At 40.8% G+C, this 15,110-nt stretch carries 12 protein-coding genes; 6 read left to right on the top strand and 6 right to left on the bottom strand.

Features of this window, described 5'->3' with window-relative positions:
• Positions 1 to 29 precede the first annotated feature (29 nt).
• The 4 genes from VJY63_RS01385 to VJY63_RS01370 all read left to right on the top strand — a co-directional run bounded on the left by VJY63_RS01385 (position 30) and on the right by VJY63_RS01370 (position 3,885).
• Positions 30 to 704 (top strand): DUF1007 family protein, encoded by a 675-nt coding sequence (locus VJY63_RS01385; protein ID WP_324047898.1) that lies wholly within the window; start codon positions 30 to 32, stop codon positions 702 to 704.
• Positions 692 to 1,792 (top strand): hypothetical protein, encoded by a 1,101-nt coding sequence (locus tag VJY63_RS01380; protein ID WP_324047896.1) that lies wholly within the window; start codon positions 692 to 694, stop codon positions 1,790 to 1,792. The genes VJY63_RS01385 and VJY63_RS01380 overlap by 13 nt, the downstream gene beginning before the upstream one ends.
• 92 nt (positions 1,793 to 1,884) lie before the next feature.
• Complete coding sequence (locus VJY63_RS01375; protein WP_324047894.1) at positions 1,885 to 2,403, top strand: PAS domain-containing protein; 519 nt, start codon at positions 1,885 to 1,887, stop codon at positions 2,401 to 2,403.
• Positions 2,404 to 2,406: 3 nt separating this feature from the next.
• Positions 2,407 to 3,885, top strand: a complete 1,479-nt coding sequence (locus VJY63_RS01370) for a methyl-accepting chemotaxis protein (protein WP_324047893.1) — start codon at positions 2,407 to 2,409, stop codon at positions 3,883 to 3,885.
• Here VJY63_RS01370 and VJY63_RS01365 read toward each other — a convergent pair.
• Positions 3,851 to 5,659: a putative bifunctional diguanylate cyclase/phosphodiesterase gene (locus VJY63_RS01365; protein WP_324047891.1), complete on the bottom strand. Its 1,809-nt coding sequence runs from the start codon at positions 5,657 to 5,659 to the stop codon at positions 3,851 to 3,853. The genes VJY63_RS01370 and VJY63_RS01365 overlap by 35 nt on opposite strands.
• A 13-nt stretch (positions 5,660 to 5,672) precedes the next feature.
• Complete coding sequence (locus VJY63_RS01360; RefSeq protein ID WP_324047889.1) at positions 5,673 to 7,241, bottom strand: methyl-accepting chemotaxis protein; 1,569 nt, start codon at positions 7,239 to 7,241, stop codon at positions 5,673 to 5,675.
• Between the two features lie 182 nt (positions 7,242 to 7,423).
• Here VJY63_RS01360 and fabA point away from each other — a divergent pair, with 182 nt between their 5' ends.
• Both fabA and fabB read left to right on the top strand, forming a co-directional pair.
• A complete protein-coding gene (gene fabA, locus VJY63_RS01355; protein WP_324047887.1) occupies positions 7,424 to 7,939 on the top strand; it encodes a 3-hydroxyacyl-[acyl-carrier-protein] dehydratase FabA in 516 nt (171 codons plus the stop codon).
• Positions 7,940 to 7,953: 14 nt separating this feature from the next.
• Entirely contained in the window at positions 7,954 to 9,180 is a 1,227-nt protein-coding gene (fabB, locus tag VJY63_RS01350) for a beta-ketoacyl-ACP synthase I (protein WP_324047885.1), read from the top strand.
• A gap of 57 nt (positions 9,181 to 9,237) precedes the next feature.
• Here the strand turns inward: fabB and VJY63_RS01345 are convergent, their stop codons facing one another.
• From VJY63_RS01345 to ftsH, 4 genes are all read right to left on the bottom strand, one after another.
• The gene (locus VJY63_RS01345) at positions 9,238 to 9,990 is read right to left on the bottom strand and encodes a lysophospholipid acyltransferase family protein (protein ID WP_324047883.1); all 753 of its coding nucleotides are present in this window, start codon (positions 9,988 to 9,990) and stop codon (positions 9,238 to 9,240) included.
• Complete coding sequence (locus VJY63_RS01340; RefSeq protein WP_324047881.1) at positions 9,977 to 10,780, bottom strand: sugar nucleotide-binding protein; 804 nt, start codon at positions 10,778 to 10,780, stop codon at positions 9,977 to 9,979. The genes VJY63_RS01345 and VJY63_RS01340 overlap by 14 nt, the downstream gene beginning before the upstream one ends.
• A gap of 642 nt (positions 10,781 to 11,422) precedes the next feature.
• Positions 11,423 to 12,553: a hypothetical protein gene (locus VJY63_RS01335; protein ID WP_324047879.1), complete on the bottom strand. Its 1,131-nt coding sequence runs from the start codon at positions 12,551 to 12,553 to the stop codon at positions 11,423 to 11,425.
• Between the two features lie 484 nt (positions 12,554 to 13,037).
• Positions 13,038 to 14,984, bottom strand: coding sequence for an ATP-dependent zinc metalloprotease FtsH (gene ftsH / locus VJY63_RS01330; RefSeq protein ID WP_324047878.1), 1,947 nt, complete (start codon positions 14,982 to 14,984; stop codon positions 13,038 to 13,040).
• Positions 14,985 to 15,110 lie beyond the last annotated feature (126 nt).

The following is a 15,110-nucleotide window of genomic DNA, read 5'->3' as shown; positions in this document are numbered from 1 at the left end:
ACCACCAACAAGGTGTTTAAAGTTAATCCATGCAGCGCTTGAATCGTCTTGAGCCACTTTTATTGATTACCTTAGCGCTGCTAGTTATGGCTAGCAGCGCTATTGCTCATCCACACGTTTGGGTCGACTTGCGTGTAAAGCCCATAATGAATGAACAGGGTCAATTGTTAGGCTTGCAACAAGCTTGGCGATTTGACCCTTTTTATAGCCTTGTGTTAATTGAAGAACTAGAGCGTGGCGGTCCAAAAAATGAACTTGAAACGCGTTATGACCAACTCGCAGTAGAAATTGTAAATAACTTAAATAACGTACATTTTTTTACTCAAGGATTTTTTAGCCAAGAACAAGCCAATTCATCTGTTCAAGCCAGTTGGGGTAAGGTAATAGATTACACACTGCTACGCATTGGGCAGCGCATTGAAATTAAGTTTTTTTTACCGCTTAACCAACCGCCATTGCTAGCTATTACACCTTTTAGCTACCAAATTTATGACCCTACTTATTACATTGAAATGCTGCACGCTTTGGAAGCAGGCTTAAATAGCACGGCTTTAATTCAAGGCTGTACTGCTCAGTTAAAAACACCTACGCCTTCGGCTGACTTAATTGAAAAAGCCTTATCTTTAGACAAAACCGAAACGGCTGACGACCCACAACTGGGCTTGTATTTTGCTGAACGAGTCACTTTAGAATGCTTAAACTGATTTTATTCGTTTTTTTACTTACAAGTGTGTCTTTATTTGCCGCAGCGCCTCAAGCCAGTGCCTCTCCATTACCCAATATGCCGACTGCTGAAGCAATTAATGAAGTAGCAGCTAGTAAAACAGCCTCTTTTAGTGCGCCTGCTGCATGGAAAGAACTGACTTTTTGGATAATACAAAAGCAGCGAGCATACCACCGCAGCTTATCTGCAAAAGTAGAAGCATTAAGTGAAGCACACACTTGGCGCAGTACTTGGTACAACGCTTGGCTATTGCTGCTATTAAGTTTTTTGTATGGCGTGTTTCATGCAGCAGGCCCTGGGCATGGTAAAGCAGTTTTAACAACTTACTTACTAACTCAGCCAGAAAAATTACGCCAAGGCTTACAACTATCGGTAATGGCAGCGCTACTACAAGGCGTTACAGCCATTTTATTAGTCAGTGTTTTAGTGCATGGCTTGGGTTGGTTGGCTAAAGAAGCGTTTGCCAGCGTTATTTATGTTGAAGCAGCAAGTTTTATATTGGTTGCCCTGTTAGGCTTGTTGCTAATGATTCGCGGTGTGCGTCAACTGCTGCAAGCTCAAAAAAACACGCCACCTAAAGTTTTAGCTACCATCCCTCGCTTCTCTCCTATTAATACTTCTTTTAAAACACCTTTAGCTTTACAAGTTTCTGCCAAGGCTTTATCTTCCAGCGCTTGCAGCAGTTGTGGCAAGGTACACCATGTTACACCTGAGCAATTTAGTGGGCGTAATAGATTACAAAACCTAGGTTTGGTGGTTTCGATTGGCTTGCGTCCTTGTTCTGGTGCGGTGCTGGTTTTAGTGGCAACCAATCTGCTAGGCTTGTGGTGGATTGGTGTATTAGCTATTTTAGCCATGTCGTTAGGAACAGCACTAACCGTAGCCAGTTTAGCAACCCTCGCCGTACAGGCACGACTTATAGCTAAGCGTTTATTAAAGCTACAAAACAATGGCTTTAGCCAACTAGGTGCATTATTCGCACTGGCCGGTGGTGGTTTTATATTGCTTCTGGGGATTAGTTTATTTTTAAGTAGCTTATCCAGTAATGACTCCTTGATGCTTTTTTAAGCTGATCGCTTTGCTGGGCTTTCTTATGGTAGCTTAATGATGGTTTAATTTTGAACCTCCTTCCCATCTTCAACTTAATTAGGAGTTATACCATGACTCGTGAGCATGAAATTAAGCTCTGCGAAGATGAAATTATCATTAGTAAAACCGACCCTAAAGGTCAGTTTACTTATGCTAATCGTCGCTTTATGCAAATTGCTGGCTATTCAGAACCTGAGCTATTGGGTAAACCTCACAATATCATTCGTCATCCTGATATGCCTAAAGGTGTATTTCGTTTGTTATGGCAGACATTACAAGAAAAAAAAGAATTTTTTGGTTACGTTAAAAATGCAACAGCAGACGGTGGTTTTTATTGGGTATTTGCAAACATTACGCCTGATTATCAAGTCGACTCAACTTTAGCAGGTTACTTTTCAGTGCGCCGGCGGCCTAATTACCAAGCCATTAAAAAAGTAAGCCAGTGGTACCAGCAAATGCTAACAATTGAAGCAAATGAAACTCCAAGCCGTGCTCCTGAAGTGTCTCTTTTATGGCTAAAAGATCAAATTAAACAGCAGGCTTGCAGTTACGATGAGCTGCTAATACAGCTTGAAGCGTTAAAGGAGTGATTTATGATTCAAGCAAATCTAGGACAGCATATCTCTAAAGGAACACCCTTTCTTGGCAGTAAGTTTTTAATTGTTTGTATTGTATTTAATTTATTAACTTTAGGTTCTGCATTGGTTGTTTTTTTTAGTAATAATTCTTTTTATGCTTTTATACCAACACTATTAGCTTTAGTTTTTACATTTTATGTCTGGCATTACTCACACAAACCTTTAATCACTTTATCGCTTATTTATAATGCTTTACAAAAAGCGCGTGTGGGTGAAATGTACCATCGTATTACACACACCAAAGGTTTAGGCGAAGTAGGGCAAGTCAGTTGGGATCTAAATGATTTCTTAGATTTAATTGAAACTTATTTTAAAGAAGTAAATTCAGCTTTTAATGCTGTTGCAAATAAAGATTATTCACGTAAGGCTTTATCTAAAGGTTTACCAGGAGAGTTTTCTCGCTCTTTAGAAAGCGTTAATCAATCCATTATGGCAATGCAATCTAATGCCGTTTTTACCGAACAAAACCGCCTTGCTGCACAACTCCATAAGTTAAATACACGTAATCTACGTGCCAATTTAGAGCTAAGTCAGCAAGACCTTAAAGAAATTAGTGAGCTAATGAATAGCATTGCACACAGCTCAGAGAAAAATGCTGAAAATGCTTTAACCAGTCAAAACAGTGCGATACAACTTAGCGGTTTATTAGAAAAAATCACCACTAGCGTACTGTTAGTCGCGCAAACGGTTGAAGCATTAAAAGAACAAAGCGAAGCAGTGACTAATACTTTACAAGCCATTACTGATATTTCTGACCAAACCAGTTTACTGGCTTTAAATGCTTCAATAGAAGCTGCACGGGCGGGCGAACAAGGTCGTGGTTTTGCGGTGGTTGCCGATGAAGTAAAGCAGCTTTCTAATAAAACTAAACACGCGGCATTAAGCATTAGCACTACCTTACAAGGTTTTAATCAACAAGTGATTAGTTCATTAGAAGGTGCAAGAGAAAGCCAGCAGTTGGCTGAAATAATCATGCATGAAATAGAAGGCTTTCAGCAATGTTTTGCAGAGGTTGCTGAAGATGCTGAGCAAACTTTACAACAGGTTGAATACATTAAAGATTTAAGCTTTGCTTCATTATTAAAAGTCGACCATGTTATTAATAAGCAACACAACTATGCTGCATTTAATCAAATTACAACTGATGTAGCAAATACCGATACAATAAATAAAGAAAACCCTGCTGCTAGTTATTTACAAGATTGGTTAGACCGCTCTACAACCACTTCGATGGCGAACTTATCTAGTTTTAAAGAAGTTCATTATAACTATCAGCAATTACAAGTACAATTTAACCAAGCCTTAGCACTTTATCAGCAGTCTAGTGTTGCTAAAAGAGAGCAGATCGTTGAAATCATGGTAATCGCTGAAGAAAACAGCAAGGTCTTGCTAGAAGCGCTTAATAGCTTGGTACAGCAGCGTCATAAGGCTTAGTTAGTTGTTTTCTTTGAGTCAAAAGTTGGCCAGTCTGATCTTTATCGGCTGGCCGACCATAAAAATACCCTTGAATGTAATCACAACCTTGCATCCGCAGGTAATCGGCTTGCTCAATGTTTTCTACACCCTCAGCCACTACCGTCATTTTTAAACCTCGACATAGCGCCAAAGTCGATTCAACAATTGCTTTATCGGCTTCGTTGTCTGGCAAACCTTGAATAAAGGCGCGATCTAATTTTAATTGGTTTACCGGCAAATGCTTTAAATAAGCCAACGACGAATAGCCAGTACCAAAGTCATCAATCGCTAAGTTAATGCCATGATTAGATAAAGCCTCTAATTTTTCAAGGGTACTGTTATCTTGCTGCACAAACACACCTTCGGTTAATTCTATTTCTAAGCAATTAGGTTTAATTTGATGCGTTTTTAACGCTGATAAAACATTATCAACAAAATTTTCACTTTGAAATTCAATCGGTGAAACATTCACCGCTAGGTGAGGTGGCGCGATACCTTGTTTTTCCCAGTCAGCGTACTGTTTAAGTGCTTCTTGTAATATCCAGTGTCCTAATGGCTCCATTAAACCATGACGTTCTGCCAGTGGAATAAAGTGGTCAGGTGGAATACTACCCAACACTGGATGTGTCCAGCGCAACAGCACCTCTAAAGCATGAATATTACCTGTGTCAGCCATCACCAACGGCTGATAAAACAACTGCAATTGGTTATTGCTTAATGCTTCTCTAAGCCCTTGTAAATACGCTAAAGGGTTTTTATCTGTTCTTAAATCTTCACTGTAAAGGCGTATTTGCCCAGCCCCTCTATTTTTGGATGCGTGTAGCGCCAATTCGGCTTCTTGCAAAACAGTGTTAATGGCAAGGTTAGGATCATTCCAAGTGGTTGCGCCAATAGAAAAACTAAATTCCATTAAGCGCCCTAAAACAGAAAAAGGTTTACTTAGGCAATGCCTTAATTCATTTACTTTTATTAGCGGGTTATTGTCATTGGTATTGTTTAAATGCACCGCTAGAATAAACACATCAGCAGAATGCCGTGCCACTAGCCCTTTGGTACAGCAACTTTGCAAGCGTTTAGCTATGCTGTTTAAAAGCTGATCGCCTACTGCAAAACCATAGCTAGAATTAACCAACCGAAAATTGTCGATATCCAGCAAAAAAACACACCATTGACGCTGCAAGTTAGGTGCGTTGTTTGTTAATTCACGCAAAATACTGGTGGTATTCGGAAGCCCTGTTAGGCGATCATTTTCGGTCGCATACTCTAATCGTGCTTCTTGGCGGCGATGTTCGGTAATATCACTGAATACCGCAACGTAATGGGTTGGTGCCCCTTTATTGTTTTTCACTACTTTACAGGTTAACCACTCAAGGTAAACATCGCCATCTTTACGGCGATTCCAAATTTCACCCTGCCAAATGCCATCATTAACCAAACCTTGCCAATAAGCTTGGTAAAATGCTGCATCATGGTAACCAGAACTTAATAAACGTGGATTTTTACCCAATACTTCAACTTCACTATAGCCTGTAACTTGAGTAAAAGTGCGGTTAACAGCAACAATGCTGCCGTTGGTATCAGTAATGATTACGCCATCATGCGTGTGATCAAAGACTTCACGCATTAAGGCTAAAGTTACGCTTTGAACTCGCCCTTGGCGAATTTTAAACCAATGACCGAGTATAAAGCCCAGCGCTAAAACTAGCGGTAAAAGCACTAATAGTGTGCTGAGTAGTTGAAGATTATTGCTCATAGTGACTACCGAATTATTTTTTGATAGAGAAAGCTTTAGCTAAGGAATGCATTTTTCTGATTTGCTCAGTTAAATGGTCGGTGCCACGTGAGGTTGCGGTAGCTTGAAGGCGTGTGCTGTGCACGCCTTCTCTAAGTTGCTGTAAGCTATCAACAACACTGTTACTGGCTTGTGCTTGCTGCTCGACTGCTGTAGCAACCCGTTGGCTAGCATTTAGTACATTATCAGCAGCTACGGTCATCTCATCTAAAACTAAACCGGCCTTTTCAATCTGCTCAACGGTAATTTGGCTTTCTTGATGGCTTTCTAGCATTTGGTTTATTGAAATATTGATATTTTCTTGAATAGTCTGAATGCATAAAGTGATGGTTTCGGTAACGCCTTGCGTGTTATTGGCTAATTGGCGCACGGCATCAGCAACAACGGCAAAACCGCGCCCTGACTCACCCGCTCGCGCAGCTTCTATGGCAGCATTGAGGGCTAAAAGGTTAGTTTGGTCAGCAATTTCAGTAATGGCATGAACGCTATCACTAATGGAGTTAGCATCGTCACGTAGGCTTTCAATACTAATCGTTACGGCGGTTAACTTATTAGCCATACGCCTAACACTTGCAACACTGGCTATAACACTGGCTTGACCACGGTGGGTTTCTTGATTCATGTGGTGGCTAGCAGTCTTAATACCTTGAATGCTGTGCTCTATTTCTTGAATGCTATTATCTAGCTGATCGACCATGCCTGCTAAGTTATCTAGGTGCGACTCTTGATCGACAATACTCTGTTCAGCCTGATGCATAGCATTTTCAGTGGTATTAGCAACTTTATCTAGCTTTTTGGTGGCATCTTGTACCCGCCCGATCACCGTGCGTAGTTGGGACTGCTGCATTCGTAAGGCTAAATCTAATGCACCAAATTCATTCATTTTGCCACTATAAACTTGCTGAGCTACGGGATTATCAACGATATTAAGGGCTTTTTGGTAAATATTTTTTAAAGGATTTAAAAACACCGCGATGCTACCTAAAACGAATAATCCAACAAAACCTACTACCAAGCCAGCCAAACCTCGGCTATCAATAAGGTAAAGTACAGTAAGGGTTGAAAGAATTTGTAGCAGCACTAAGCCAAGCAATAAACCATAAACCGACCAGCGCTTATGAGGCGCTTTTTGTTTTTTACTGTTGATTGCTTTGTAGGTTGCCTCAGCTCTTTTTATTAAACTATCTTCGGGTTTAACTCGCACGGATTGATAGCCAATGTGCTGATTATCTTCAAAAATAGGTGATATAAAAGCATCGACCCAATAAGAGTCACCATTTTTACAACGGTTTTTTACTACACCCATCCAAGATTCGCCTTGTTTAAGGCGTGCCCAAAGGTCTGTGAAGGCTAAGGGAGGCATATCAGGGTGACGAACAATATTGTGGTTTTTACCAACAAGTTCATCGTTAGTAAAGCCACTTATACGCTGAAAATCATCATTTGCATAAGTGGTCATGCCCTTGAGATCTGTAGTTGAAACTAGTTGATCTTGGGCAGATAAAGAAACGAGATTAGCTGTTACAGGCAGGTTTATTTTCATAGTTGATAGGTTATAAGTGCTGCCGCATTTTATCTGAAATTATGGTCTATTATTGTAACAGGTTAAATGCTGCGGTGTAGATTAAGTGTTGGCAGATGCAAACCGCTTGTTTTGCCAGTAAACTACCATACAGAGTTAACTTAACCTTAAATCAATATTACCTTAATTAACGGAAGCATCTAGTGACCCAACAAAACTCCTATACCTATGAAGAACTTTTGGCTTGTGGCCGCGGCGAACTTTTTGGTCCGGGCAATGCCCAGCTGCCTATGCCTAATATGTTGATGCTTAATCGTATCATTACTATTGACACTAACGGTGGTACTTACGGTAAAGGTCAGATTGTTGCCGAATTAGATATCACCTCTGATTTATGGTTTTTTGATTGTCACTTCCCTGGGGATCCAGTTATGCCTGGCTGTTTAGGCTTGGATGCCATGTGGCAATTGGTAGGCTTTTACTTAGGTTGGCAAGGTAATCCTGGTCGTGGGCGGGCTTTAGGAAGTGGTGAAGTTAAATTTACTGGTCAAGTATTACCGTCTGCAAAACTTGTAACCTACCGTATTGACATTAAACGCACCATGAACCGTAAGTTAGTTTTGGGCATTGCTGATGGTGTAATGGAAGTCGATGGTCGTAAAATTTACGAGGCAAAAGATTTGCGTGTTGGTTTATTTACCAGTACTAGCAACTTCTAAAAGAGGATTAACAAATGAAGCGAGTTGTCATTACCGGCTTGGGCATTGTTTCATGCTTAGGGTCAGATAAAGCAAGTGTTCTTGATGCATTACGTCAGGGGCGTTCTGGCATTAAGTTTAAACAAGAATATGCTGATATGGGCTTTCGTAGCCATGTCGCAGGTAGTATTGATTTGAATTTAGATGAATTAATTGACCGTAAATTAAAGCGTTTTATGGGTGATGCTGCCGCTTTTGCTTATTTATCTATGCAGCAAGCAATTGCAGATTCTGGTTTGAATGAAGAGCAAGTTTCTAATGTGCGTACCGGCCTTATTGCAGGGTCAGGCGGTGCATCGTCTGCCAATCAGGTTGAAGCCGCAGATATTTTGCGTGAAAAAGGTCTGCGTCGTGTAGGGCCTTATCGCGTAACACGTACTATGGGGAGTACGGTTTCTGCTTGTTTAGCGACTCCTTTTAAAATTAAAGGCGTGAATTACTCTATTTCTTCAGCTTGTGCTACTTCTGCTCATTGTATTGGTAATGCAATGGAAATGATTCAGCTAGGTAAGCAAGATGTGGTTTTTGCGGGTGGCGGCGAAGAAGAGCATTGGACTATGTCTTCTTTGTTTGATGCTATGGGGGCACTTTCTACTAATTATAATGAAACCCCAGAAAAAGCTTCGCGTGCTTATGATGCTGACCGCGATGGTTTTGTTATTGCAGGTGGTGGCGGTATGTTGGTGTTGGAAGAGTTAGAACATGCCAAAGCGCGTGGTGCAAAGATCTACGCTGAATTAGTTGGCTATGGCGCAACCTCTGATGGTTACGACATGGTTGCACCTTCAGGTGAAGGTGCAGCACGTTGTATGCAGCAGGCAATGGCTGGCCTAGGCGGTAGTAAAATTGATTATATCAATACGCATGGAACATCGACCCCCGTAGGCGATATGGCAGAGTTAAAAGCTATTCGTGAAGTGTTTGGTGATGATTGCCCAGCATTGAGTTCTACTAAGTCTTTAACTGGTCATTCGTTAGGTGCAACCAGTGTACAAGAAGCTATTTATTCATTACTGATGATGGAAAATAACTTTATTGCTGCTTCTGCTAACGTAGATAATTTAGATGAAGCTGCGGCTGGTTTAGATATTGTTATAGGTAAAGCGCGTGAAAATGTAACTTTAAATAGGGTGTTATCGAACAGCTTCGGTTTTGGTGGTACTAACGCTTGTTTAGTTTTTAAGCGTTATCAGCAAGCTTAAATTCAGTTAAGCGTTGATTCAAAGCCCCAAGCTTATCTAATAAGTTTGGGGCTTTTTTTATGATTCATGTTTTACTGGGCGAGGCACGGCAGATATTTCGGCTAGTTGTTTTTCAATCCACTCTTCAGCTTCAGCAATCACTTCATCGGCTCTACGCCCTACTGTTGCAATGGGTTTACCAATCCGTAAGGTTAAAATGCCTGATAGTTTTATCCAACTTTTAGGATCCCAATGCTCGCCTGCATTATGTGCAACCGGCAGCAGCGGTACACCGGCTTTACAAGCAATCATTGCGGCACTTTTACTAAATGGCTTGCGGCAACCTGGCGCGACGCGAGTACCTTCTGGAAATATAAGTACTGACAAACCTTCATCCAAGCGTTCCCCGCCGACTTTTAACACTTTACGTAGCATTTTTGCGGGTTGACTACGATCTAAAGGAATAGGTTTTATTAGGCGTAATCCCCAGCCAAAAATAGGAATATTTAACAGCTCTTGTTTAAGTACCGTACAAAGAGGTGGTTTAAGCGTATGTAAAATAATGGTTTCCCATTCGCTTTGATGATTTGCCACCATGACATGACTGGTGTTGGGTATATTTTCTAACCCCTCAAAATGGTATTTAATGTTGCAGGTGATTGTTAGCCAAAATAATACAAAGCGGTTATAAACATTTAGCAAAGTAAAACGTTGGCGTAATGGAAAAGGAATGGCTAGTAGCGTCATAGGCACACCAATCACTAATAAAGCAGTAAAGTAGCCAAAATAAAATAATAAACTGCCTAACGGACGTGGCTTAGTTTGCTTCATTCAATTGCTCCAGCAGTGCAGGTAATTTTTCTCGCCAAGCTCGCGGGTGAATACCAAAAGTTTCTAACAGGTGTTGGGTTGATAGGGTAAGTTGCTGATCTGCCGTTTCTTTATTTAAGTTAGTTTCAAGGTTAAGGCTGCGTTTTAAGGTTACAAATAATTCGCTTTGGCTAAGTGGTTCACTGCCAGCGTAATGAAACAATCCAAAAGTTTTAGCACCAGCATCCAGTTGCAGAATAATACTAAGTAATATGCGTGCTAGATCATCTAGTGGTTGTAAGCCACGATAGCTGATCGTTTGTGGTGCTTGTTGTTTTTTACAATTTGCTAATACTTGTGCTAACCCGCCTTTAGGTGAGGCGCTTAAAGTAGGTGGCGTGCGTAAAATAATGGATTGCGGCATTGCTGCAACGGTTTCTTCAAGTTGTAATAAGCTTTTTGCTAATGGGGTTGTATTTTCAGGAATATCTTGCTCGTTAACGGCGATTTGCTGTTTTGAAAAAACAAGGTCTGAAGAAATTAGGGTTAATTGAGCTTGCCTTAAACTGCATAGCTCAACTAAATGACTGATTTTTTGTTGCCAGGTGTTTAATTGATTCGTTGTGCAAGGTGTCGCGCCAACTTCTGTTGTTTCAGCTAAAGGTGCTAAAAGCAGAAATTGGAAATCGGGTAGCGTAAGAATTTCAGTGTCTGAGTTAGCTTGAAAAAGCTCGATACCTGAATAGCGTTTAGATTCTTCTTGTAATGCTTCTAACAAAGCTGGGTAGTCTGAATAAAGCAGAATACGCATACAGCACCTGTTTTTAAGTTCAATAAAAATAAAAAAAGCCCCAACTTGACTAAAAAGATGGGTGCTTTTGAAAGGTGAAACCATAGGTCTATATTTCTTAACTGTTGGTTATTTTACTCTTATTTCTGCTGGCTTGTCCAAAGTTAGCCTTTTTCTAAATTGCTTCTAAATTGCTTAACCCCTTTTTTACTTCAATAATCTTTAAACCCTTTAAGCATTATTTAGCCGTTATTTTATATTGCTAAGTGATTGTATTTATTGGTTATTTAAATAAATTTCTGCATTGCATACAATTCAAAAACGCGGATCTAAATTTGATTCTATCAACTAAAGCTTTTATTGGCTCAGTTCTTAATTATTTTACGCTAAGAATTAATTCAATAGCACAGTTAAAAATTTAAAAACTCTAATCTGTGGATAAAATTGTGGATAACTAAGCACTACTAAGGTTTAGTTTGAGTGCATTTTTGTGAAAAATAGTAGGAATGGCGGAAAATAAGAAAAAATTGCCAGCAATGGGCAAAGGTTACTGCTAGAAAGGTGATTTTATTGGTATGACAGACGTGACTAGGCGCAGGCATTTTTTTGATTTTTTATGCCTGATAGTATTGCGCTTTATTTATTAATACACTGATTTTATGACTAGCTAGGTGCCCAGTTTCGTGCAGTAAGCCGGTTGGATAAAAACATTTCGACCTTAGTTTGGTAGCGCCGTGCTTGGACTTTACCTTGCATTGGATCGTCATCATTTTCGGGGTTAAGGATATTTAAGCGGCTAAAAATGCCAGTATTGATTATTTTTTGTAGATTGTTACGAATTCTTACCGCGGCAAGGCGTAGGCTTTTTTGCTGAACGCGTTCAATTTTACCCTGCCTATCTAACGCATCTTCGCTTTTTGCATCTTTGCTTTTAGACAAGTATTCACGCTCAATTGCTGCGGTTAAGCGTTGCGTAATTTGCGCGGGTAAATTGGTTTTTTCTGCCAAGGTGGTTAATTTATGTTCATAAATCGCGCTGCCGTTATGTCCATGACTAAAATAAAAGAAGGTTAGCCATTGAGCCGTGGGGGAGCGTCCAGCTTCTTTGTAAACACTTAGCGGGTAGGAAGTAAACAAGCTTTCATAACGCAGTAGCAGGCGCATTAAATTACCCATTTGTACACGCCAAAATAAGTGACGCTTAGTGGGTTTTTCTGCTAAATGATCGTTGGTAGAAAAACTACTTGCACCGGATAAGATGCTGATACGACCCGTTTCGGCAAAGTTAAGCAGGTAATCACTGCTGCCTTGGTGGTCGATGGAGGTCTCTACTCTAAAAGAAGCTAGATCAGCCAGTGATTGTTCTACACGCGCATAAGACGAGCCAGCCAAGGCTAAACCTAGCCCAGAAATTAATTTAGAGGCTTTGAATAGAAGCAGATCGTCGGGGGATTTTTCTTGGCTGTGCATGATGTGAATGAGCTCAGACAAGACTCGCAAGTCGAAAACACTGAGCATTTTTTGCTTTAAATCAGAAGTTGGAGCAGTTGTTAAAGCTGCACGATAGGTAATAACCGTGGCATTTTTTTGCTGATTTTTTTTAGAAACTTTGGTGCCAGATTGCAGATCAATACGACCTTCAGTAACTAATAGAGGGTTGATTTCTAACTGCTTTTCGCCCCAAGTGGGTGTTACCCAGTTAATGAGTTCACGCGGCACTAATCGCCACCCTTGCGGTGGTGCTAACCTTGCAATGGCAGTTTTTTTACGACGACTACTGATTCTATTCTTCAACAAAGCACACCAACCCTTGCTAGCATCTAAGCTTTACCTTCGCTATAATGCGAAAGCGGTGTCAGTCAGTATCACTGGCAGACATTTGTGAAACGCTTGCTGTAAGGCAAAGCGTGTTAGAAAAGGGAACCTGTTTCGGTCGAGAAACTTTGCAGGTCCCGGTGGAAAAGCCCAACCTTTCAATAGGTTGGGCTTTTTTTATACCTACTTTTTAATGACTACTTTAGCCGCTGCTTGCTTCTTTAAAACATTCAAAACGACTGACAAAAAACAATTCTAGCATTTTTCTTGCAGAACTTAACCAAATGCGTGAAATTCTGCTGCATTGTTTATTGAATAGCTTAGCTATTCATACTGGGTGCTGTTTTAGCTGTCATTTAAATTATTGACCCAATTTAGACATAAAAAACCCCTGAAAAATTGACTATCCAATGTTCAGGGGTTCGTTCATTTAGCAAGAATTTAAAAATTAAAACCGTAAAATTTAGTGAACCGAACCACCCAGTGGATCAGCTGGCTTTTTAAGGTCAGGCTTCGCATTTTCAGCAGCGCTTTGCTCACTATCAGCAGGCACTTTAAGACCACCTTCACCATCATTGTTCCAGTCTTTAGGCGGCTGAGGGTTACGACCTTGCATTATTTCGTCAATTTGACTGGCATCAATGGTTTCGTATTCCATTAATGCATTCTTCATTAATTCCATTTTATCACGATTTTCTTCTAATAAGTGCACAGCTTCTTCGTAACAGTCATCTAAAATTTTTCTAATTTCGGCATCGAGTAGCTTAGCGGTTTCAGCGCTTACATTCATACCTGCAGCACCACCACCTTGACCCATGAAAGGATCACCTTCTTCGTCACTGTAAAGCACTGGACCTGCTTTATCAGATAAGCCCCACTTAGTTACCATGTTTCGCGCCATTTTTGTGGCTTGCTGAATATCGTTGGAAGCGCCGGTAGAAACACCGTCAGCGCCGTAGAACATTTCTTCAGCAATACGACCACCATAAGCAGAAGTAATGCGACTAAGTAAGTAACGGCGGCTGTAAGATACTTTGTCTTCTTCAGGTAAAAACATGGTCACACCTAAAGCACGACCACGCGGAATAATTGATACTTTGTACACAGGGTCGTGATTCGGTAGCAAACGACCTAAAATAGCGTGACCAGCTTCGTGATAAGCGGTCATAGACTTATCTTTTTCAGTCATTACCATCGACTTGCGTTCTGCACCCATCATGATTTTATCTTTCGCTTTATCAAACTCTTCCATACCCACTAAACGGCGACCGGTACGCGCAGAGAAAAGTGCGGCTTCATTCACCAAGTTAGCAAGGTCTGCACCCGAAAAGCCCGGTGTGCCACGCGCAATAAAAGAAGGATTAACATCATCACCTAAAGGCACTTTACGCATATGCACTTTAAGAATTTGTTCACGGCCACGAATATCAGGCAGCGCTACTACAACTTGACGGTCGAAACGACCTGGGCGTAATAAAGCTTTATCCAGTACATCAGGCCGGTTAGTTGCAGCAATAACGATAACGCCGTCATTTGGCTCAAAGCCATCCATCTCAACTAATAACTGGTTCAGGGTTTGCTCACGTTCATCGTGACCACCACCCATACCGTTGCCACGGTGACGACCGACCGCATCAATTTCGTCGATAAAAATAATGCAGGGTGATTGCTTTTTGGCTTGCTCAAACATATCCCGTACACGAGAAGCACCCACACCAACAAACATTTCTACAAAGTCTGAACCTGAAATGGTAAAGAAAGGTACTTTCGCTTCACCAGCCACGGCTTTAGCTAGTAGCGTTTTACCAGTACCTGGGCTACCAACCATTAAAACACCACGCGGAATTTTACCGCCTAGGCGCTGAAATTTACCTGGATCACGTAAAAAATCGACCAGTTCTTTAACTTCTTCTTTAGCTTCATCGCAACCAGCAACGTCAGCAAAGGTTGTTTTGATTTGGTCTTGGGTTAACAAACGAGCTTTAGATTTACCAAAACTCATTGGGCCACCTTTACCGCCAGCACCACCTTGCATTTGGCGCATAAAAAACATGAACACGGCCATAATTAATAGGATTGGGAAGCTAGCAATCAATAACCGCATCCAAATGCTTTGGCTTTCAGGTTTCTTACCTTCGACCAAAACATTGTTGCTTAATAAATCATCGATTAAACGCGGGTCATCAGCAGCCGGACGAATGGTTTGGAAGCGTGAGCCATCAACGCGTTCACCAAAAATATCGTAGCCATCAATAACAACTTTCTTAACTCTTTTTTGCTGTACTTCATTTACAAACTGAGAATAGTTTGTAGTGTTTGGCGTGCTTTCAACATTAAAGCTGTTAAACACCGTCAGCAAAACTGCTGCGATGACCAGCCACAGAATGAGATTTTTGGCCATATCGTTCAAGGCAATACCCTCTTTGTTGATCTTGCCTGATTCATAAGCAATTCATTAAAACAATTAATTAAAAATCAAGCTAAACAGAAATACTATACTACATCACTTAACAGTTAAGACCGATACCAAAGGGTA

It is taken from the genome of Marinospirillum sp. (genome assembly GCF_035271045.1).
GTDB lineage: Bacteria > Pseudomonadota > Gammaproteobacteria > Pseudomonadales > Halomonadaceae > Marinospirillum.
This window is presented reverse-complemented; position numbering and strand designations above follow the sequence as displayed.

Coding starts and splice junctions, on each gene's coding strand:
- VJY63_RS01385 (WP_324047898.1), top strand. CDS start 30: ATGCAGCGCTTGAATCGTCTTGAGCCACTTTTATTGATTACCTTAGCG.
- VJY63_RS01380 (WP_324047896.1), top strand. CDS start 692: ATGCTTAAACTGATTTTATTCGTTTTTTTACTTACAAGTGTGTCTTTA.
- VJY63_RS01375 (WP_324047894.1), top strand. CDS start 1,885: ATGACTCGTGAGCATGAAATTAAGCTCTGCGAAGATGAAATTATCATT.
- VJY63_RS01370 (WP_324047893.1), top strand. CDS start 2,407: ATGATTCAAGCAAATCTAGGACAGCATATCTCTAAAGGAACACCCTTT.
- VJY63_RS01365 (WP_324047891.1), bottom strand. CDS start 5,659: ATGAGCAATAATCTTCAACTACTCAGCACACTATTAGTGCTTTTACCG.
- VJY63_RS01360 (WP_324047889.1), bottom strand. CDS start 7,241: ATGAAAATAAACCTGCCTGTAACAGCTAATCTCGTTTCTTTATCTGCC.
- fabB (WP_324047885.1), top strand. CDS start 7,954: ATGAAGCGAGTTGTCATTACCGGCTTGGGCATTGTTTCATGCTTAGGG.
- VJY63_RS01345 (WP_324047883.1), bottom strand. CDS start 9,990: ATGAAGCAAACTAAGCCACGTCCGTTAGGCAGTTTATTATTTTATTTT.
- VJY63_RS01340 (WP_324047881.1), bottom strand. CDS start 10,780: ATGCGTATTCTGCTTTATTCAGACTACCCAGCTTTGTTAGAAGCATTA.